Source organism: Marinobacter lutaoensis (genome assembly GCF_001981305.1).
Taxonomy (GTDB): Bacteria; Pseudomonadota; Gammaproteobacteria; order Pseudomonadales; family Oleiphilaceae; genus Marinobacter; species Marinobacter lutaoensis.
In genome coordinates this window covers 658,539-677,700 of record NZ_MSCW01000007.1, presented here as the reverse complement: position 1 = coordinate 677,700, position 19,162 = coordinate 658,539, and the positions used below count along the sequence as shown (strand labels likewise).

14 protein-coding genes are annotated in these 19,162 nt (G+C 65.5%); 10 read left to right on the top strand and 4 right to left on the bottom strand.

Going from position 1 to position 19,162, the window contains the following annotated elements; all coding sequences use genetic code 11:
• Positions 1–76: 76 nt before the first annotated feature.
• A complete protein-coding gene (locus BTO32_RS12795; protein ID WP_076725000.1) occupies positions 77–739 on the top strand; it encodes a class I SAM-dependent methyltransferase in 663 nt (220 codons plus the stop codon).
• A gap of 399 nt (positions 740–1,138) precedes the next feature.
• Here the strand turns inward: BTO32_RS12795 and BTO32_RS12790 are convergent, their stop codons facing one another.
• Positions 1,139–1,534 carry a VanZ family protein gene (locus BTO32_RS12790; RefSeq protein ID WP_076724999.1) on the bottom strand — a complete coding sequence of 132 codons (396 nt, stop codon included), beginning with the start codon at positions 1,532–1,534 and terminating at the stop codon, positions 1,139–1,141.
• A gap of 96 nt (positions 1,535–1,630) precedes the next feature.
• On the opposite strand from BTO32_RS12790, the gene cysZ reads away from it, so the two are divergent.
• The 6 genes from cysZ to BTO32_RS12760 all read left to right on the top strand — a co-directional run bounded on the left by cysZ (position 1,631) and on the right by BTO32_RS12760 (position 9,670).
• Positions 1,631–2,380 carry a sulfate transporter CysZ gene (gene cysZ / locus BTO32_RS12785; RefSeq protein WP_076724998.1) on the top strand — a complete coding sequence of 250 codons (750 nt, stop codon included), beginning with the start codon at positions 1,631–1,633 and terminating at the stop codon, positions 2,378–2,380.
• 31 nt (positions 2,381–2,411) lie between these two features.
• Entirely contained in the window at positions 2,412–5,273 is a 2,862-nt protein-coding gene (gene rapA, locus BTO32_RS12780) for an RNA polymerase-associated protein RapA (RefSeq protein WP_076724997.1), read from the top strand.
• Positions 5,274–5,422: 149 nt separating this feature from the next.
• Positions 5,423–7,873, top strand: a complete 2,451-nt coding sequence (locus tag BTO32_RS12775; RefSeq protein ID WP_076724996.1) for an acyl-CoA dehydrogenase — start codon at positions 5,423–5,425, stop codon at positions 7,871–7,873.
• A 79-nt stretch (positions 7,874–7,952) separates the two neighbouring features.
• Positions 7,953–8,333 carry a fluoride efflux transporter CrcB gene (gene crcB, locus BTO32_RS12770; RefSeq protein ID WP_076724995.1) on the top strand — a complete coding sequence of 127 codons (381 nt, stop codon included), beginning with the start codon at positions 7,953–7,955 and terminating at the stop codon, positions 8,331–8,333.
• A 235-nt stretch (positions 8,334–8,568) separates the two neighbouring features.
• Positions 8,569–8,775: a transcription antiterminator/RNA stability regulator CspE gene (gene cspE / locus BTO32_RS12765; protein WP_076724994.1), complete on the top strand. Its 207-nt coding sequence runs from the start codon at positions 8,569–8,571 to the stop codon at positions 8,773–8,775.
• 136 nt (positions 8,776–8,911) lie between these two features.
• Positions 8,912–9,670 (top strand): lysophospholipid acyltransferase family protein, encoded by a 759-nt coding sequence (locus BTO32_RS12760; protein ID WP_245820327.1) that lies wholly within the window; start codon positions 8,912–8,914, stop codon positions 9,668–9,670.
• On the opposite strand, the gene BTO32_RS12755 is transcribed toward BTO32_RS12760, so the two are convergent.
• Positions 9,639–10,442 carry a dienelactone hydrolase family protein gene (locus tag BTO32_RS12755; RefSeq protein WP_076724993.1) on the bottom strand — a complete coding sequence of 268 codons (804 nt, stop codon included), beginning with the start codon at positions 10,440–10,442 and terminating at the stop codon, positions 9,639–9,641. The two genes, BTO32_RS12760 and BTO32_RS12755, sit on opposite strands and share 32 nt — an antisense overlap.
• 200 nt (positions 10,443–10,642) lie before the next feature.
• On the opposite strand from BTO32_RS12755, the gene BTO32_RS12750 reads away from it, so the two are divergent.
• The 3 genes from BTO32_RS12750 to BTO32_RS12740 all read left to right on the top strand — a co-directional run bounded on the left by BTO32_RS12750 (position 10,643) and on the right by BTO32_RS12740 (position 13,938).
• Positions 10,643–11,215 carry a glutathione S-transferase family protein gene (locus BTO32_RS12750; protein WP_076724992.1) on the top strand — a complete coding sequence of 191 codons (573 nt, stop codon included), beginning with the start codon at positions 10,643–10,645 and terminating at the stop codon, positions 11,213–11,215.
• 175 nt (positions 11,216–11,390) lie between these two features.
• A complete protein-coding gene (locus BTO32_RS12745; protein ID WP_076724991.1) occupies positions 11,391–11,999 on the top strand; it encodes a Yip1 family protein in 609 nt (202 codons plus the stop codon).
• A gap of 208 nt (positions 12,000–12,207) precedes the next feature.
• Complete coding sequence (locus BTO32_RS12740; RefSeq protein ID WP_076724990.1) at positions 12,208–13,938, top strand: alkaline phosphatase D family protein; 1,731 nt, start codon at positions 12,208–12,210, stop codon at positions 13,936–13,938.
• An 18-nt stretch (positions 13,939–13,956) separates the two neighbouring features.
• On the opposite strand, the gene BTO32_RS12735 is transcribed toward BTO32_RS12740, so the two are convergent.
• Together BTO32_RS12735 and BTO32_RS12730 are read right to left on the bottom strand one after the other, a co-directional pair.
• Positions 13,957–16,353, bottom strand: coding sequence for a phosphoketolase family protein (locus tag BTO32_RS12735; RefSeq protein WP_076724989.1), 2,397 nt, complete (start codon positions 16,351–16,353; stop codon positions 13,957–13,959).
• A gap of 73 nt (positions 16,354–16,426) precedes the next feature.
• Entirely contained in the window at positions 16,427–19,042 is a 2,616-nt protein-coding gene (locus BTO32_RS12730) for an EAL domain-containing protein (protein WP_076724988.1), read from the bottom strand.
• Positions 19,043–19,162 lie beyond the last annotated feature (120 nt).

Below are 19,162 nucleotides of genomic sequence, written 5' to 3'. Positions count from 1 at the left end.
TGCCCGCTGCCCGGCGTGGCACCGGTTGTGCCACGCCCGTACAATGCCTGCCTGGGATGGTTTGGGGACATGCGGCATGTTCGAGGAACGACTCAACGCGCACCTGCGCAAGACACTGCGGCGCGGGCGCGTCGCCGTTACGCGGCCGGCCGGTTGTCCGGAACTGGCCCTGTACCTGTTCGATCCGGCGGTGCTGGACGGCCCCCTGAGTCACGATGAGGCCCAGGCGGTGGTGGCCGAGCCGGCCTATTGGTCGTTCTGCTGGGCCAGTGGTCAGGTACTGGCGCGCTGGCTGCTCCGGCATCCGGAGCGGGTGGCGGGGCAAACGGTACTGGACTTCGGCACAGGGTCGGGCGTTGTGGCGGTGGCGGCGGCCAAGGCCGGAGCGGCCCGGGTGATCGCCTGCGACCTGGACCCGGCGGCGTTGGACGCGGCCCGGGCCAATGCCCACCTCAACGGTGTGGCGCTGGAGTGTTGCGACGACTGGCACCGACGCCCCGGGGCCATTGATGTGATTACCGCCGCCGATGTGCTCTACGACCCTGACAACCGGCCCCTGCTGGAGGCATTCCGGAGTTCGGCTTCGGAGGTGCTGCTGGCGGATTCCCGGGTGCGGGATCTGGGCAACGAGGCGTATCGGTGCGAGGCGGTGGTGGCAGCTCGAACCTGGCCCGATCTCAATGAATTCGAGGAGTTCAACCGGGTGAGGATTTACCGGTGCGGAAAAAATAAAGGGTAACCAGCGGGTTACCCTTGTCGAAGAAACAGGTCGGCGCCTCCATGCGCTTTGGCAACTGCCGTGTTGCGGGTCCCTGAAGCCGCTCCGTGGGGCCGGCGTCCAGGCCGGCGCTCCCTGAGCATCCCTGAAGCGAGGCGTCCCTGGCTCCCTGCCTCTCCCCGCGCTCCCTGCCGGGGTGCATCCGGTGCGTCATCCGTTCCATGTCATCCTTGACGTTGTCACTATATCAAGTGCGCTGTTGCAATCGTGTGAATTACGCACAAGGTGCCTTTACCCCGGTGCGCGGCAGTCTCTAATTTTCAATTTTAAATCAATGGGATGTGAAATTTCCTGGGGGTAATTCTGTAGCTTGCGCACAGAACGAATCCGAAAATTCTCACGCAAGATGTAGGAAATGTCTCACACCGAGTTCGGGGAATCTCTCAGCCCTTTCTTACGGGCCTCGCGAACGATCGGCCAAGGCAGCAGGCCCAGGCCAATACCGCAGGCGTCGGCGGCCAGGTCGGCCAGAGAAAAATCCCGGTACGGCAGGTTGGCCTGAACACCCTCGATGGCCAGACCGAACGCCAGCAGTCCGGGGATCAGCCAGAACGCCTGGAGCGCAGGCCAGCCCAGGCGCGCCAGCAGGGTCAGCTCAAGGAAGGCCAGCAGGTGATTGAGCTTGTCGCTGGGGGTCGACGGCAGCGGGAAGCGGGTATCCGCCGTGGCGAGCACCAGGATGGCGAGGACCGACAGCGCGAACAGCACGCGCCAAAGGGTGCGGTTGCCCAGCAGGGCGTTCTTCATGGATGCCATGGGGACTTTCCGTAGGGCCTCCCGGGCTGTTGGAGCAGAGTCAACATGATATGCTTTGCGCCCCGTCACTGTCATTGAAGCGGAGGTTGGCCAGCGATGCTCAAGGGAAACTTTTTTCGTGGACTGGGCTACCTGGGTGAGGGCTTCCGGCTCATTCGACAGCCCCGCCTGCGTCTGTTCGTCATCGTTCCGCTGGTCATCAACGTGGTGCTTTTCAGTCTTCTCTTTTACCTGATGGCCGAGGGTTTTGCCATCCTGATCGCCACGGTGATGTCCTGGCTGCCCGACTGGAGCTGGCTGCAGGCGCTGGACTGGCTGTTCTGGCTGCTGTACGGCGCGGTCATCCTGCTGATGCTGGCCTACGGCTTCGTAATCGTGGCCAACCTGATCGGCGCGCCGTTCTACGGTTACTTGGCGGAGCTGACCGAACAGCACCTGACCGGTCAGGAGGTGAGCACGGAAGGCGGCTGGGCGGCCATCTTGCGCGACATTCCCCGGGCACTCTGGCGCGAACTGCAGAAGATTGCCTACTACCTGCCACGGGCGCTGGCGCTGTTCCTGGTCGGTCTGATTCCGGTGGTGAACCTGGCGGCGGCGCTGCTCTGGTTCCTGTTCAACAGCTGGATGATGGCGCTCCAGTACGTGGACTACCCGGCGGACAACCACAAGGTCAGCTTCCCGGCCTTGCGCCGTCTGCTGGCGGATACCCGGCTGTCGGCGCTGGGGTTCGGTGTGCCGGTGGCGCTGGCCGCCATGGTGCCGGTCCTGAACCTGGTGGTGGTGCCGGCGGCGGTGTGTGGCGCTACCGCCTACTGGGTGCGGGAAAACGGTTCAACTCGCAAGTAACAATACACGCAACACGGTTTTTGGAGGCTTCTTGGAAACATCGGACTTTGTCATTGGTCAACGCTGGGTCAGCCACAGCGACACCGGCTTGGGGTTGGGAATCGTCACCGAGGTGTCCGGGCGCCGGGTGACCCTCGGTTTTCCCGCCGCCGACGAGGAGCGGACCTACGCCATCGACAACGCCCCCCTTTCGCGCATCGTGTTTCAGGTGGGCGAGGAGATTGAGACCTTTGACGGCAACACCTACACGGTCCGGGACGTGGACGACATCGGCGGTGTGCTGATGTATCACGCCGCCGATGCCGACGGCGGGCTTCATGACATTTCCGAAGTAAAACTGTCCGGGACCCTGAATTTCTCGGCCCCGCACCAGCGGTTGTTCGCCGGCCAGTTTGATCGCAACGGCGCCTTCCGCCTGCGCTACGCCACCTTCCAACATCTGGACCGGCTGCGCGGCTCCCGGGCCCAGGGCCTGATCGGCGCGCGGACCCAGCACCTGCCGCACCAGATCTACATTGCCCACGAAGTGGCTCGCCGCCACGCACCGAGGGTGTTGCTGGCCGACGAGGTGGGCCTGGGCAAGACCATCGAGGCGGGGCTGATTCTGCACTATCAGCTGCATACCGGCCGCGCGCGCCGGGTGCTGGTGGTGGTGCCGGATTCCCTGATCCATCAGTGGCTGGTGGAAATGCTGCGCCGCTTCAACCTGCGTTTCTCGATCATCGACCAAGCCCGTTACGACGCCCTCAAGGAAGACGAGGACGACATCGACGCGCTGGTGAACCACATCTTTGGTGACGAATACTCCGAGAACCCCTTCGAGAGCGAACAGCTGGTGCTGTGCAGCCTCGACTTTCTGACCCGCCATCCGGGGGCCCGCGAGCACGTGCTGGCGGCGCCCTGGGATCTGATGGTGGTGGACGAGGCGCACCACCTGGCCTGGGAGCCGGAGTCTCCGAGCCCGGAATACGCACTGGTGGAGGCGCTGGCCGAGCGTACCCGGGGCCTGTTGCTGCTGACCGCCACCCCGGAACAGGTGGGGATGGCCAGCCACTTTGCCCGTCTGCGCCTGCTGGATCCGGCGCGCTTCCATGACCTGGACGCGTTCCGCCAGGAAGAGGCCCAGTACGAGGCACTGAACGCCGTGGTCCGGCGTCTGCTGGTGGAAGAGCCGGTCCGCGCCGAAGACCGGGAGGCCTTGCGGGACTGGCTGGGCGATGAACTGGATGCCCTGGAGCAGGAGGCAGACCCGCGCCGGGCCATCGTCGATGCACTGCTGGACCGCCACGGCACCGGCCGGGTGCTGTTCCGCAATACCCGGGCCGCCATCCAGGGCTTCCCGGAACGCCGGGCCCGGCCGGTGCCGCTGCCGTGCCCGCCCCTGTACGACGGCTGCCGGACCGGGTTGCCGGGGCTGAGCCCGGAACAGGACCTGGAGCCGGAGCAGTGGCTGGCCGAGGACCCGAGGGTGGCCTGGCTGGAGCGGACCCTGAAACAGTTGCGCCCGGCCAAAGTGGTGGTGATCTGCGCCCACGCCAGCACCGCCATGGCCCTGGAGCATTACCTGCAACTGCGGGCGGGCATCCGCAGCGCGGCCTTCCATGAGCACCTCAACCTGGTGGAGCGGGATCGCGCCGCCGCCTATTTCGCCGACCACGAGCAGGGTGCCCAGGCGCTGATCTGCTCGGAGATCGGCAGCGAGGGGCGCAACTTCCAGTTCGCCCACCACTTGGTGCTGTTCGACCTGCCAGAGAACCCGGATTTGTTGGAACAGCGGATTGGTCGCCTGGACCGCATCGGCCAGACCGAGACCATCCAGATCCACATCCCCTATCTGGAAGGCACCAGCCAGGAAGTGCAGTACCGCTGGTTCCAGGACGGGCTGGGGGCATTCGAGGAAAGCTGTGCCGTCGGCGTGGCGGTGATGGCCGCGGTGCGCGAGACTTGGCAGCAGGCCCTGGCCGGCGACACCGGTGCGCTGGCGTCGCTGATCGAGGCTTCCGCCCATGAAACCCGGCGTCTGAAGGCGATGCTGCAAAACGGCCGGGATGCCCTGATCGAGTTGAACTCCTGCCGCCGTGAGGTGGCCGATGGGTTGATCGCCACCATCGAGGAGGAAGAAGCCGGGGCCCGGGTGCGTGACTACATGCTGCAGGCCTTCGACATTCTGGGCGTCGACGTTGAGGAACACGGCGACCACTCCGATGTGCTGCGGCCCGGAGAACAGTACCAGGCCGGCCACGTCGAGGGCCTGCCGGACGATGGCCTGACCGTAACCTGGAGCCGCACCGAGGCGCTGGAGCGGGAGGATCTGGCATTCATGAGCTGGGAACACCCGATGGTGACCGGAGTGATGGACTCGGTCACCAGTTCCGGTCTGGGCAAGGCGGCCCTGGCCAGCCTGAGCGTGAAAGCGCTGCCGCCAGGTACCCTGTTGCTGGAGGCGCTGTTCACGGTGCATTGCCCGGCGCCGGAGTCGCTGCAGCTGACCCGGTACCTGCCGGTATCGCCGTTGCGGCTGGTGGTGGACATGCAGGGCAAGGAACTGTCCAAGGCGCTGCCCCATGAACGCCTGAACGAACTGTGCGCCAACATCCGTCGGCGCACGGCCCAGGCCATCGTGCCCAAGATCCGGCCACAGGTGGACACCCTGGTGGGCCATGCCGAGCGGCTTGCCGCGCCGCACCTGGAACCGCTGAAAGCCCAGGCACTGGCCCGGGTGGAAGCGATGTTCCTGCCGGAGATCCGCCGGCTGGAAGCGTTGCGCCAGGTCAACCCCGCCATCCGCGAATCGGAGATCGACTTCTTCCGCGACCAGCTGGCCGCGGCCCGGGAGGCCATCGGCCACGCCAGCCTGGCCCTCGAAGGCATCCGGGTGATTGTGACCGCCTAGACACATCGGCAGCGTGCCGCCGATGCCGTCTGGTCACCTTTCATCCGATACGGTACCGTGACCGTATTCGGAACCAGACCGTTCGCCCCGGTTCCGGCAGGTGCTCGGGGCCGGTGAGCCCGTTATCCAAGGAGGACAGAGGAACGCTTATGATCACTCTCTTGCTGTTTCTGGTTGCGCTGGCGGGGCTGCTCGTCGTCATGCGCCGGGAGGCCGGGGCGAAGCCGGCCATCGGTGTCATGGTGGTGGTGGGCCTGCTGTCCTGCGTGCTGGCCAGCGGCTGGCTGGCGCTGCTGCTGTTCGCGGGTGCGGCCGTCACCGCTGCGGCCGGTTTGCCCGGCTTCCGCCGCAGCTGGCTGACCCCGAAAATCTTCGCCGTGTTCAAACAGGTCGCGCCCAAGGTGTCGGACACCGAGAAGGTGGCGCTGGAAGCGGGTACCGTGGGCTGGGACGGCGAGCTGTTCACCGGCCGCCCGGACTGGCACAGCCTGCTGGTCAACCGGCACACGGGACTGACCGACGAGGAGCAGGCGTTCCTGGACAACCAGTGCACCCAGGCCATTGCCCTATGCAACGCCTGGGATCTGGCGGTGGAACGGGCGGACCTGCCCGGGGAGCTGTGGGAGTTCCTCAAGAAGGAAAAATTCTTCGGCATGATCATTCCGAAAGAATACGGCGGGCTCGGCTTCTCTGCCAAAGCCCAGACCGCCGTGCTGCAGAAGCTCGCCGCCAACGAGATGCTGATGGTGACCGTCGGTGTGCCCAACTCCCTGGGGCCCGGCGAGCTGCTGGTTAAGTACGGTACCGAGGCGCAGAAACAGCACTACCTGCCACGGCTGGCCGACGGCCGGGAAATTCCCTGTTTCGGCCTGACCGGCCCGCGCGCCGGCTCCGACGCCACGTCCCTGCCGGACAAAGGCATCGTCTGCAAGCAGACCGTGGACGGCAAGGAAGTGCTCGGCATTCGCCTGAACTTCGAGAAGCGCTGGATCACCTTGGCGCCGGTGGCCACCGTGGTCGGTCTTGCCTTCCGCCTGTTCGACCCGGATGGCCTGCTTGGTGACAAGGAGGATTACGGCATCACCTGCGCCCTGATCCCCCGCGACACCCCGGGCATGGAGATCGGCCGCCGGCACTGTCCGGTGGGCAGCCCGTTCATGAACGGGCCGATCCGGGGCAAGGACGTGTTCATTCCCCTGGACTACATCATCGGCGGCATCGACATGGCCGGGCAGGGCTGGCGCATGCTGGTGGAGTGTCTGTCGGTGGGCCGCTGCATCACCCTGCCGTCCGGCGCGGCGGGCATTTCCGCGTTCGCGCTTGGCACGGCGGGAGGCTTCACTCGCATCCGGCGCCAGTTCAACACGCCGGTGGCGGACCTGGAAGGCGTGCAGGAACCCCTGGCGCGCATCGCTGCCCGGACCTACATCGCCCAAGCCTCGGTGAACCACACCGCCAATATGATCGACCATGGCCAGAAACCGGCGGTGCCGTCGGCGATCCTGAAGTATCACCTGACCGAGTTCCAGCGGGCGGTGCTCAACGATGCCATGGACGTGCACGGCGGCAAGACCGTCACCCTCGGGCCGCGTAACTACCTGGCGCTCAGCTACAGCGGCGCCGCCGTCTCCATCACCGTGGAGGGCGCCAACATCATGACCCGCAGCCTGATGATCTTTGGCCAGGGCGCCATCCGCTGCCACCCTTATGTGTTGGCGGAGCTGGCGGCCAAGGACAACGACGACCTGCGGGCCTTCGACAAGGCGTTCTTCGGCCACGCCGGCCTAATTTTCGGCAACGCCGCCCGGGCCTTCACCCAGGCGCTGGGGCTGGGGCGGGCCGAGGTACCGTTTGACAGCGCCAGCCGCCGCTATGCCCAGGCGGTGTCCCGGTTCAGCGCTGCCTTCGGCCTGTGCGCGGATGCCGCCATGACCACGCTGGGCAGCGAACTCAAGATGCGGGAGCTGATTTCCGCGCGTCTGGGCGACATGCTCGCCAACCTGTACCTGGCCTCCATGGTGCTGAAGCACTGGTACGAGACCCAGCCGGTGGAGGGGGAGCGGGCGTTGATGGACTACAGCCTGACCCTGCTGCTGCACCGCACCGAAACGGCGCTCCTGGAATTCCTGGAGAACCTGCCGAACCGCCCGGTGGCCCTGGTCCTCAGGGCCATCACCCTGCCGCTGGGGCGGCGTTGGCCGGCGCCGGGCGATGAGCTCACCCGGACCCTGGCGCGGCTGGTCTCCACCGACAGCGCACTGCGGCACAAGCTGCTGGCCGGGGCCTGGACCACTCAGGAAGACGGGGGGGTGGACAACCCGGTGGCACGTTACAACGCTCTGCTCAGGGACTACGACAAGGCCGAGCAGTTGTATCGCAAGGCCACCCGGGCCTACGCTAAGGGCGAGCTGCCGGCCACCGCGCTGCATCCGGAGGAACGCTTCGAGGCCGCGCTGGCGGCGGGGGTGTTCACCCAGGAGGAGGCGGACTTCATGCGCGAGTACGAGCGCTCCGTGCTGGACATGCTGACGGTGGACGACTTCCCGTTCGACGCCTTCGCCCGCAACCGGGACACGCTGATCGACCACAACGCGGCTTGATTGTGGCCGGCGTTTCCGTACTGTAATAGAAGGCGCCGGTTCTGGCGCCTTCTGTCGTTTTCGAGGGGAGTTCCGGGCAATGTGGCTTTCGGTTGTAGCGGTCAGTCTGGGCGCGGTCGTCGGCGCCAACCTTCGCTGGGGACTCGGGCTCTGGCTCAACAGCACCTATCACGCGATTCCCATCGGGACCCTGGTGGCCAACCTGGCCGGGGGCTGGCTGATCGGTCTACTGATGGCCTATTTCACCCATGGCAGCTCGCTGGCGCCGGAGTGGCGGCTGTTTGCCGTGACCGGCCTGTGCGGTGCCCTGACCACCTTTTCCACCTTTTCCCTGGAGATGTTCTCGGCGCTGCAGGAGGGCAAATGGGCCATGGCTCTGGCGGGTATCCTGGCACATGTGCTCGGGTCGCTGCTGATGACCGCGCTGGGCTTTTGCAGCTTCTCCCTGTTGAAGGGATGAGCCCATGGGTAGCTTTACTTACGCCGTTATGAAAAAAAGCGCTTGGCTTTCGGGAATGACCCGAGTAAAGTTGAGCTTCAAGGAAAGAGTCAGTAAAGCTTTTCGTGAATAAGACGTACCTGTAGTTCAGTAGTGCCGTCCTGTTTTTGATTAAGCGAGTTCTGTATTTCCGTAAACGCTGATCCGGATGTTCCGGCTCGGCACCCTCATTTTGATTGATTTCAGGAAGTTTCCTATGTCTACTGTTACTGGTACCGTCAAGTTCTTCAACGAAGCGAAAGGCTTTGGCTTCATCACCCGCGAAAATGGCCCGGACGTGTTCGTTCACTACAGCGCCATCCAGGGTTCCGGCTTCAAGACCCTGGCCGAAGGCCAGCAGGTCGAGTTCACCGTGACTCAAGGCCAGAAAGGCCCGCAGGCGGAGAACGTGGTCGCTCTCTAAATCCCTCGGGATTCGCGACACAGAAAAAGGCAGCGTACGCTGCCTTTTTTGTTTTTTGTGATTTGCCCGCAACCCTGTAATCTTTATCTCCCTGTGCCTCGTGTACATCCGTTGTCGAGACCTGCCGGGAGACTTCATGCTGTTCCGCTTCGTTAAAGCCGCCTGGATCCTGTCCTGGGCCGTTGCGCTCACCCTGGTTCTGTTTTTCCCGATTCTGTTCGCCGCCTTGCTGGGCAAGCGGGGAGATGCGGCGTTCCATGGGACTCAGGTCTATGCCTGGGTGATCCTGAAGGTGTGTGGTATTCGTCTCCGGGTGAGCGGCCTGGAGCATATCCGGAAGGGGCAGAAGTACGTGATTCTGAGCAACCACGCTTCGTATCTCGATCCGCCCGCCCTGGTGCTGTCGCTCGGGCTACAGTACCGCTGGGTGATCAAGAAGGAATTGCGCAAGGTACCTCTGTTCGGGCTGGCGCTGGAAGCGTCCCGTAACCTGTTCATCGACCGTTCCCGGGGCAGCGACGCACTGGAGAGCATCCGGCGGGGCGTGGCGCAGCTGCCCGAGGGGACCGGAATCCTGCTGTTTCCCGAGGGCACCCGCTCCCGCGATGGCCGGCTGCTGCCGTTCAAACGCGGCGGCTTCGTGATTGCCCGGGACGGTGGCCTACCAATTCTGCCGGTGACCGTGGTGGGCTCCCATGAGCGCCTGCCCAAGGGGCGGGCGGCGTTCACCTCCGGGGAGATTCACGTCATCGTGCACCCGCCGGTGGCCGCCACCGATAAGCCTCTGGAGGCCCTCATGGAGGAGGTACGGGCGGTCATCGCCGGGCCGTTGGTTGCGGCCGGCGATGACACAGCGCCGGCACCTAGTCGGCAAACAGGCGCTGGTAAAATCTGAGCGTGCCGTCCCAGGCGCGTTGTGCCGCAGCCTCGTCGTAGCCGACCGGCATGCCGAACTGCTCGGCGATCCGGTCCGCGGCCGGGTTGGTGAAAGAGTGGCGCACGCCGGGAAACACCGTCAGGCTGAGGTCCACGCCAGCGTCCTGCATTTCCTTGACCAGACCGGCCACCTGCTCCGAGGGCACCATCTGGTCGGCACCGCCGGTGTAAACCTGGATCTGTGCCTTGACCTTGCCCGGCTCTGCCTGGATCGGGCTGGCCAGGGCTCCGTGGTAGCTGACCACGCCGTCCAGGTCGACGCCCAGGCGGGCCATGTTCAGCACCACCGCGCCGCCGAAGCAGTAGCCCTGGGCCGCGATGCGTTCGGGGTCCACGCTGTCATGGTTCTCCAGTATTTCCTTGGCTTTCAGGAACCGGGCCTTGACCTGATCCAGGTCCTTGGTGGCCTCGGTCATGAACGCCTTGGCGTCGTTGGGGTGGTCAGCCACCTTGCCGGAGCCGTACATGTCCAGGGCGAAGGCGGTGTACCCGGCCGCCGCCAGCTTCTCTGCCTGCTCGCGGGCAAAGGCATTGTGTCCCCACCACTCATGCACCACCAGGACGCCCGGGCGTTTCCCTTCCTCCTCGTCGTCCCAGGCCAGGTAGCCGGTGAAAGTTTCGCCGTTCACCTGGTATTCGACGGTTTCCGTGCGCAGCTCCCCAAGGGCCGGGCCTCCGGCCAGGGACAGGCCGAGGCCGGCGGCCAGTACAGTGTGTTTCAGGTGTGTCATGGCTCTGCTCCTTTCGGTGTTGGGTTGTCGGATGCCAGACCCGATCCTTCTTTTTACTACAGTTGTGCCCGAGACTCACGAATCCCGGGTGCGAGGCCCGGCACCGGGCTTCGGGGTTGGGCACGGGGCTGTGGTACAGTATGGCGTCGCGAACATGACACCGACCCCGCCCCCTGGGCATAGCGATTACGGGAGCTGCCATGAAACTGATTGGATCCACGACTTCGCCCTATGTGCGCCGGATTCGCATTCTGTTGGGCGAGGAGCCCTACGAATTCGTCAACCTGGACATTTACGGCCAGGACCGGGAGGCGCTGCGTCGTCAGAATCCGGCCCTGAAGATTCCCATGCTGATCGACGAGGCGCAGGTGCTCTACGATTCCCGGGTCATCGCCCGCTACCTCAGCGCCAAGCAGAACTGTGATCCGCTGACCTGGGATCAGCAAAATCAGCTGACCCTGATCGATGCCGCCAACGATTCGGCGGTCACCCTGGTACTGTCCAAGCGCTCCGGGCTGGATATCGACTCCGGCGCCCTGTTCTATCAGCTTCAGCACGAGCGGATCGCCACCACCCTTAAGGCACTGGCCGAGCAGGTGGAAGAGGGACATTTCCGGGACTGGAACTATCCCGCCATCTGTCTCTACTGCCTAGTGGACTGGCTGGATTTTCGCGGTCTCAGCGACTTTACCGGCGTGGAAAGCCTGCTGGCGTTCCGGGACAGCCACAAGGACAAGCCCTGGGTGGCCCAGACCGATCCCCGGCTGGCCTGACCCCGGGTACGCAAGAACCCCTGGGTCTGACAGCCGGGTTTCTTTGAACAAAAAAGCATCAAGGCCGGCTTTTCCCCCACCGGATCTTGTCTATAGTTATGGGTAGGAACGGTCGTCCGATTGGACGGGCTGATCGTATCTACCCATACTAACAACAGCAAGAAAGGGGGTGTCCATGCTCCTGCAACATGCCTTTGGTCTCTTCACGCACCCCGCAGACGAGTGGGTGTCCATCCGCAAAGAACACGAAACGCCAGTCCGGCTCTACGTCGCCTACGTTCTCATCCTCGCCGCCATCGGGCCGATCTGTGCTTACATCTCCACCGCGCACTTTGGTTGGACGGTGGGCAGCGAGCGCCTGATCAAGCTGACTGAAATCAGCGCCCTGCAACTGAGCGTGCTGACCTACTTGGCCATGCTGGTGGGGGTCTTCGCCCTGGGTTACGCCATCAACTGGATGGCTCGGACCTACGGTGCCAATGAAGAGCATGTGCCGTCCAACGGCGTGGCCTTGGCAGCCTATTCCTGCACACCGCTGTTCCTGGCGGGGTTCGCGCTGCTGTATCCGGTGCCCTGGTTCAACGCCGCAGTGTTCCTGGCCGCGGCCTGCTACGGCGCTTGGCTGATGTACGACGGCCTGCCAATCGTCATGGGGATCGAGAAGGAACAGGCGGTGCTGTACGGCGGAGCCCTGCTCACCGTGGCCCTGGTGATTCTGGTGGCCACCCGGGTCGGCTCGGTGATCCTCTGGAACTACGGTATTGGCCCGGTGTTCGTGGGCTAGCTGGCCCACGGGGGCCTCGGCCCACCGGTCATTTCATGAAAAAAAGGGAGCCAGATGGCTCCCTTTTTTTCGTTTGTGTCACATTGCGGCGTATCCGGTCCGCCGGTGTCGTCATTTGCCATGCCGGTGTCGCGATTCAGCAATCTGTTCTTCATCTGTCTGTACTAGTTTCTAGCTCCCCCCTCCTGGAGCGAAAGGACACAGACACATGAAACGACTGACACGCAGGGATTTTCTGAGGGCGTCGGCCCTGAGCATGGGGGCGGTCGCCGTCTCCACCGGATTGTCCGGCTGCCTGCTGGATTCGGATCACCGCTCCGTGGCGTTCAGCCACGGCGTTGCCAGCGGCGACCCGCTCCAGGATGGTATCATCCTCTGGACGCGGGCCGAGCCCGATCATGACCGGGATCGGCCGGTGAGTGTGGCCTGGGAAGTGGCCACGGACGACGCCTTCGAGAATCTCGTTCACTCCGGTACCACCCAGGCGTCCCGGGAGCACGACTTTACGGTCAAGGTCGATGTCCGGGGCCTGATGCCCGGTACCCTGTACTATTACCGCTTCCGAACCTCCCGCCGCACCTCGCGGGTCGGTGTGACCCGGACCCTGCCGGAAGGGGACGTGTCCCAAGTGAAGCTGGCGGTGGTTTCCTGCGCCCATTACCCGGCCGGCTATTTCAACGTCTACCGGGAGATCGGACAGCGGGACGACCTTGATGCCGTGGTGCACCTGGGAGACTACATCTACGAGTACAGCAGCGACGCCACCAGCTATGGTGCGGAGGATGCCGAGGCCATGGGCCGGACCTTCCCCGCCGACAACAATCTGGAGCTGCTGACCCTGGCACAGTACCGCCGGCGGTATGCCATCTATCGCGCCGACGAGGACTTGCAGGCCCTGCACGCGCGCCTGCCCTTCATCGCGGTCTGGGACGACCACGAGGTGGCGAACGATACCTGGCGGGACGGTGCCGAGAACCACAATGACGGTGAAGGTGAGTTTGCCTCCCGCAAGCTCCAGGCCCTCAAGGCCTACTTCGAGTGGATGCCGATTCGTCCGGTGACCGAGGGCAACGAAACCGAGATCTACCGCACCTTCCGATTCGGCAACCTGGTGGACTTGCACATGCTGGACACCCGCATCATCGGTCGTGATCAGCAACTCGACTACCTGGACTACCTGGGCCAGAGTGGCCTCGACACCGAGCGTTTCATGGCGGATCTGTCCGATCCGAACCGGACCCTGCTCGGTGCCGAGCAGCTGCTCTGGTTGCAGTCCGCCCTGGGCGGCGCCACCGGCACCTGGCAGGTGCTTGGTCAGCAGGTGCTGATGGGGCGCATGAACCTGCCGGCGGAAATGCTGCTGGCCATTGCCACCGGCGAGCTGGATGGGTTGCCGGAAACCATGGCTCAGCTGGCGGAACTGAAGGCGCGGCAGTTGCAGGGCGATCCGACCCTGACCGAGGCGGAGCTGACCAGAATCAACACGGTCGCGCCTTACAACCTGGATGCCTGGGACGGCTATCCGTACGAACGGGAGGTTCTGTTGGCCGTGGCGCGGCAGCTGGACCGAAACCTCGTGGTGCTGGCCGGCGACACCCACAACGCCTGGGCCAGCAATCTCAGGGACCTGGAGGGGAACCCGGTGGGTGTTGAGTTTGCCACGGCTTCGGTCAGCTCGCCGGGCCTCGAGGCGTACCTCGGGCTGCCACCGGAGATGGTTGCCGCCGCCGAGCAGGCCATTGGCCTGCTGGTGGACGACCTGGACTACCTCAACATCAACCAGCGCGGCTACCTGGTGGTGACGTTCGAGCCGGAGCAGGCCCGTGCCGACTGGCATTTCGTCGATACCGTCAAGTCGCGGGACTACAGTGAAGATGCGAGCCGGGCGGTGTCGCGGCGCGTCCCGGTGGGTGGCCGGCAGCTGGAAACGCCGGCGTGAAGCCGACCTGCCCGCGGCTCAGGCGGCGGGCAGGCCCCGGGTGATGGTGGTGGGGTCGCCATGGCCGCCCACCGCCTCCCGTTCCGGAGCGGACAGCCAGACTTCGGGGGCAGTCTCCAGCGCGGCTGCACAGGCCAGCAGGATATGCCCCCAGGAACAGCCGTTGGCGAACAGCAGGCCGGCCTCGTTCAGCGTGCCGCCCCGGTTGCCGTAGCCCAGTACCCGGCTGTGCGCCGGATCGGGAAACAGGGGGTGAAGGTGGCCCCGGAAGACTTCCGGCCGCAGGTGCGTTACCGCCACCCGGCGCTGCATACGATGCGGGAACAGGCGCTCACGCTCGAATTCGGTGGCGCAGAAGGGCGCTTCCCAGGCGTCCCGCGCCTGACGGAAGCGGCCGGGGGCCTGCAGGTAGACCAGCCGGAACGGTGTGCCGGTTTCCCGCAGCCGTTCGCAGGCGCGGATGCTCTCCGACAACTGGTAGGCGCCGCTGGCGATCAGCAACAGGGGCTCGCCGGGGCCTCCCACATCTTCGTCCACCACCAGCGCGCCCTGACGGGCCAGCACGTCGGCCTCGGACGCGTCGAACACTGTCGGCCGTTGCCGTTCCGGCACCACCAAGCCGGTGATCCGGCCCCGTTCCCGGTAGATCTCGGGCAGCACCGCGAGGGTACTGTTGTAGTCGGCGGGGAACAGCACCCGGGCCACGTCCTGGCCTTCGGTCAGCAGACCTTCGGCAAGACTGGTGTCCTGATGGGCCTGGCCTTGGCGGCTGCTTTCCCAGGTATGGGCGCAGGCCACCACCGCCAGTCCCAGCCAGCGGGCCGGGCGCCCGGCTTCCCGCCGCTGGCGGGTAAAGCGCAGGGCCTGGTGAAGCAGGCCGAACATCCGTGGGCCAGCGGCTTCGTAGCTCAATACCAGGTTCAGGCCGGCCTGGTTGGCCAGACAGGCGGCCAGCGCCGCCTCGGCATGGCCGGTGGTGATGATGCGGCCGGTAGGGCTCTCCCGGGGTGGGTCCGGGTCCGGTGCCCGGTATTGCAGCGCGGCCACCATCTGCGGGAGCCGGCGACCGGCCACATCCTCCAGGTTGGCCACCCGGGGCCGGAGCCCGGGGTTGGCCGCCGTCAAGGCCGTGAAGAAATGATCGACCGCGGCCAGAGGCGGGGCGAGCGGGTCCCGGCAGGGGGGCAGGACAGGCAACACCGGCCTGGCCGGGTCGCGGTGGGCCAGAGGGTGGTCCCGTTCCGGTCGGCCGGTTTCGGCCAGCCGGCGCACCGCCACGTCCAGTTCGCTGGGCGATACCCAGAGTGGTGCCACCTGGCGTTGGAACAGTTCCCGGGCCCGGGCGTCGATGCTCGGGTTACCGGGCAGCGGCAGGTCAGGGTCCTCGCCGTCCGGGAAAAAGCCGAAGCCCTTGCGGGTCTCGGCGATGCCGAACGGCAGGCGCACCTGGGCGCTGGCCTGTCGGCTCCGCTCCGCCAGGGTGCGCTCCATCCACTCCAGTGTGCAGACGTAGGCGGCGGGGTCGCGGCCGTCGAAACGGATGGGCTCGAAGCCACGGTGGACCAAGTGCCGTTCGAACCGTTCCAGTCCGCCCCGGGTGCCCAGGTCGACCCGCCGGTCTAGGCGCTGGCCGTTGGCCACCACCACCGGCATCACCAGGCCACAATCTTCCGGATGCCACCAGCGGGGGGCCTGATCGTAGCCGGGTTGGGCTTCGAGGGCTCCGTCCGACAGGAAGGCCACGAGGGCCTCGCCGGGCAGGGGCATATGCACGTACTGAAGCTCGGCACTGCCGGGATAGGCGCCGTCGAGGACGGCACCGGCGGTATGGGCGGTGATTTGGGAACCCAGCGGTGCCGCCGGCCGGCCGTGGGCGTCCTGCTGCTGGCTGTGGAAGTCGCTCACCAACTGTGACCAGCCCCGCGGCCCCCGGTAGCGGGCCCGTTGTTCCGGATGCAGGTTGTCGGTCAGGACGTTCAGGGCCTCTACCGCCGCGGCGCAATGGCCCTGCCCCATCAACCAGCTTCGGGTGGTGCCGGTCAGGCGGTTCAGGGCGAGGTAGGCGGCGTAGGCGGGTACCATGTTCAGAGCTCCGCCGGTGTGCCCTTCCGGGTGGGCCTTGAAGTCGGCTCGCTCCAGGGGATCGCCGCCAGCGTGCACGCGACGGGCGTAGGTCATGTGCGCCACCAGCCACAGGCCGGCACTGGTCAGCCGGTCGAGGGCGGCCAGGGCCCGGTACACGCTGGCTTCGTCCGGTTGCAGGCCCCGGCGTACCAGTCGGGCCGCCAGTGACCGGACTTGGGCACAGGTCAGGTCGGAGTGGCGGATGACGCCATAGCCCCGGCGCCAGCGCTCGTACTCGGGAGTATCAACACCGGCGGATGGCGCCGGCTTGGACCGCGTGGGCGATGGCATGGCATGGCTCCGTGGCGTCAGCAATCTGTGAAACGATTGTAAAAGCTGCCAGCGGCGCCGTGCTTGATGCAGGTCAGTCGGGTGGGGTTCTCTGTCCGCCGTCGGGGGGCAGCGGGCTCGGCCGTCCCCAGTAGTAGCCCTGGCCGTGGAGTCCCGGGAACTGGGACAGCCAGCCGGCCACGGCGGCGTCCTCGACACCTTCGACCACCACCGTTACTCCCAGGGCCTCGCCCAAGCCCAGGGCCATGCGCAGGATACGCTCCCGTTTCGGGTTGTCGAGAATGTCTTTGAGGAAGCTGCGGTCGATCTTCAGTTCGTCCAGGTCGAAGGTGGCCAGGGCGCTGAGGGACGAGTGGCCGATGCCGAAGTCGTCCAGAGCGATGCCGAAGCCGGCCTGACCGAGCTGGCGGAGGGTCGAACGGGCCGACTCCGGGTCGTTCATCACGGCCGTTTCGGTGATTTCCAGAATGATGCGGTCCGGCGCCAGCCGGTGCCGGCGGGTGATGTCGAGCAGTTCCCCGGGGAACTGAGGCAGGGCCAGATCCTTGGCGGAAATGTTCACCGACACCCGCAGTTCCGGACCATGCTGTTGCTGCAGCCTCGGATAGTCATGGCAGGCCCGCGCCAGCACCCACAAGGTGACCGGGTGAATCAGTCCGACCTCCTCGGCCAGGGGGATCCACTGTTCCGGCGAAATGGTACCGAATTCGCGGTGACGCCACCGTATCAGGGCTTCTACCGACATTACGCGCCGGTCCTCGATCCGGACTTTGGGCTGGTAGGCGAGGCTCATGTCACCGGACGCCAGGGCCTGCTCCAGTCCCAGCATGAGGGTCTGCTGGCGGGTCTGCCATTCGGCGATGGCTGGGTCGTACACCGTGATCGGCCCCTGCCGGTCGAGTGCGGCGAAGCCGGCGGAGGCCAGGATGCTGGCAGCATCCCGACCGTGTTCCGGGGCGTGGGCAACCCCCAGCGTGGGGCCCCAGGAAAAGGCGAAGCGCCCTTCCTGGTAACGTTGTCCCAGCCACCCGGCCACCGTTTCCAACAGCGCCGGGTCGTCATCGCCATGGCGATAAAAGGCAAAGGCATGATGGCTGGTGTCGATGGTAGCCAGAGCGTAGCCGTTGATCATCACCAGGCGGTCGCCGAGGGCCCGTTTCAGGAAACCGTTCATCTTGCTCAGGTACTGCCGCAGCACCTGCTCCGAGGTGCGGTAGCCCAGTGTCTGCTCCAGTTCCGCGAAGCGGGTCAGACGAACGATGCAGAGGGTGTAGGGCGTGGCCTGGCTGTCGAGGTTGTCGAGGGCTTCCTCGAGCATTGGCCGGTTGGGTTTGCCGGTGACCCGGTGCGTTTTCAGCAGGCGATCGTATTCCCGCTCGATCCGTGCCCGCAGTTGCTGTTCCTGGCGCACCTGGCGGTCGGAGACCAGGCGCCGCTTGCGCTCCTGTAGCAACAGCCGGCCCACGCCACTGGTAAGCACCAGGGAGCCGGAAGCGGCGCCCAGGAAAAAGGCGGAATCGGTCAGCCCGTTGACCGGCAGGAGGCCGATGGTGCGCAGGGCGGTGAGGGTGGCACCGGCGAGGATGGCCAGCACGGAAAGAATGAGATAGGGACCGTACAGATGGTGCCGGTGGCGCAGGACCAGGGCCAGGATGAACAGGCCCCCGAGCGCGGAGGTCACCAGGAACGCGTCCTGTCCCGGCAGGAATCCGGCAAAGGGCGCGGCCAGCAGATGCAGGCCGGCCACCAGGCTCAGGGTGCGCAGGACCCGGAAGGCCCGGCGGGTGACCGGCAAGAAAAAGCGGATCGATTCCAGCAGTGCGATCAGGGCCAGGGGCAGGGCCACCCCCAGCAGTGCGTTCAGCTCTGGGAACCGGGGCCAGAGCAGCCACAGACCAAGCCCGTCGAGGACCAGCTGGCTGTAGATAACGCAGGCCATGAAGACGCTCAGCCAGATCAGGCCCGGGTGGCCCAGCTTGTTGACGATGCTCAGGTTGAGCAGCAGCGCGAACACCAGAAGCCCGGTCAGGAAGGCTTTCCAGGTCAGGCTGAGAGCGCCGTCGCTGACCACTTCGTCGGCTTCTTCCAGCCGGATCGGCAGCAGCGTCGGGCCGGCATTCCGGACTTCGATCAGCACCAGACTGCGTCCGGGCTGGAGCGTGACCGGCCAGATCCATTGCGGCAGCGCCGCGTAGCGGTCCTCGAACGGGTAGCGGTCGCCGAGGGCCGCCAGTAGCTCCACGGTGCCTTCCGGTTGGATCAGCGCCGGCGCCAGGTGGTCCAGGCTCGGGGCCGGCACCACCAAGTGCTTGCGGACCAGATGGCCGGAGCGATTCTCGATGTCCAGGCGATAGGTGACCGGCTGGTAGGGATAGCCAAGGCCGGAGTGGCTGGGATCGAGGACGGTCCAGCCGGCGTCATCCCGCCAGGCCCGGCGTGACAACACCGACTGCAGCGGCGCGGTCTGGTAGCTGAGACGGGTCAGCTGCACCGACGGGCTGCCGCCCCCGGTAAAGATCGGCGGGCCGTCGGCCAGCCGGGGCATGGGAGCCAGGAAGGTCACCGCCAGCAGGCCGTAGGAGGCGACGGCCAGCAGAAGCAGGAACGGCCACCAACGGATCGCCCCGACAGGCAGGTGCCAGTGGCCGGTCAGGTCGGCACGGGCGTCGGAGCTGGGCGGCAATTCCATGCGGGGCATCCATGCTGGGGCGGCGGAGCGCGGTTACCGTTCGGTTACATCCTGAAATACAATGTAACCTTTTGAATTTTGGTAAATTTTACAGTTTTTTAATGGACTTTGCATGGATTG

Coding starts and splice junctions, on each gene's coding strand:
- BTO32_RS12795 (WP_076725000.1), top strand. CDS start 77: ATGTTCGAGGAACGACTCAACGCGCACCTGCGCAAGACACTGCGGCGC.
- BTO32_RS12790 (WP_076724999.1), bottom strand. CDS start 1,534: ATGGCATCCATGAAGAACGCCCTGCTGGGCAACCGCACCCTTTGGCGC.
- cysZ (WP_076724998.1), top strand. CDS start 1,631: ATGCTCAAGGGAAACTTTTTTCGTGGACTGGGCTACCTGGGTGAGGGC.
- BTO32_RS12775 (WP_076724996.1), top strand. CDS start 5,423: ATGATCACTCTCTTGCTGTTTCTGGTTGCGCTGGCGGGGCTGCTCGTC.
- crcB (WP_076724995.1), top strand. CDS start 7,953: ATGTGGCTTTCGGTTGTAGCGGTCAGTCTGGGCGCGGTCGTCGGCGCC.
- cspE (WP_076724994.1), top strand. CDS start 8,569: ATGTCTACTGTTACTGGTACCGTCAAGTTCTTCAACGAAGCGAAAGGC.
- BTO32_RS12760 (WP_245820327.1), top strand. CDS start 8,912: ATGCTGTTCCGCTTCGTTAAAGCCGCCTGGATCCTGTCCTGGGCCGTT.
- BTO32_RS12755 (WP_076724993.1), bottom strand. CDS start 10,442: ATGACACACCTGAAACACACTGTACTGGCCGCCGGCCTCGGCCTGTCC.
- BTO32_RS12750 (WP_076724992.1), top strand. CDS start 10,643: ATGAAACTGATTGGATCCACGACTTCGCCCTATGTGCGCCGGATTCGC.
- BTO32_RS12745 (WP_076724991.1), top strand. CDS start 11,391: ATGCTCCTGCAACATGCCTTTGGTCTCTTCACGCACCCCGCAGACGAG.
- BTO32_RS12740 (WP_076724990.1), top strand. CDS start 12,208: ATGAAACGACTGACACGCAGGGATTTTCTGAGGGCGTCGGCCCTGAGC.
- BTO32_RS12735 (WP_076724989.1), bottom strand. CDS start 16,353: ATGCCATCGCCCACGCGGTCCAAGCCGGCGCCATCCGCCGGTGTTGAT.
- BTO32_RS12730 (WP_076724988.1), bottom strand. CDS start 19,042: ATGGAATTGCCGCCCAGCTCCGACGCCCGTGCCGACCTGACCGGCCAC.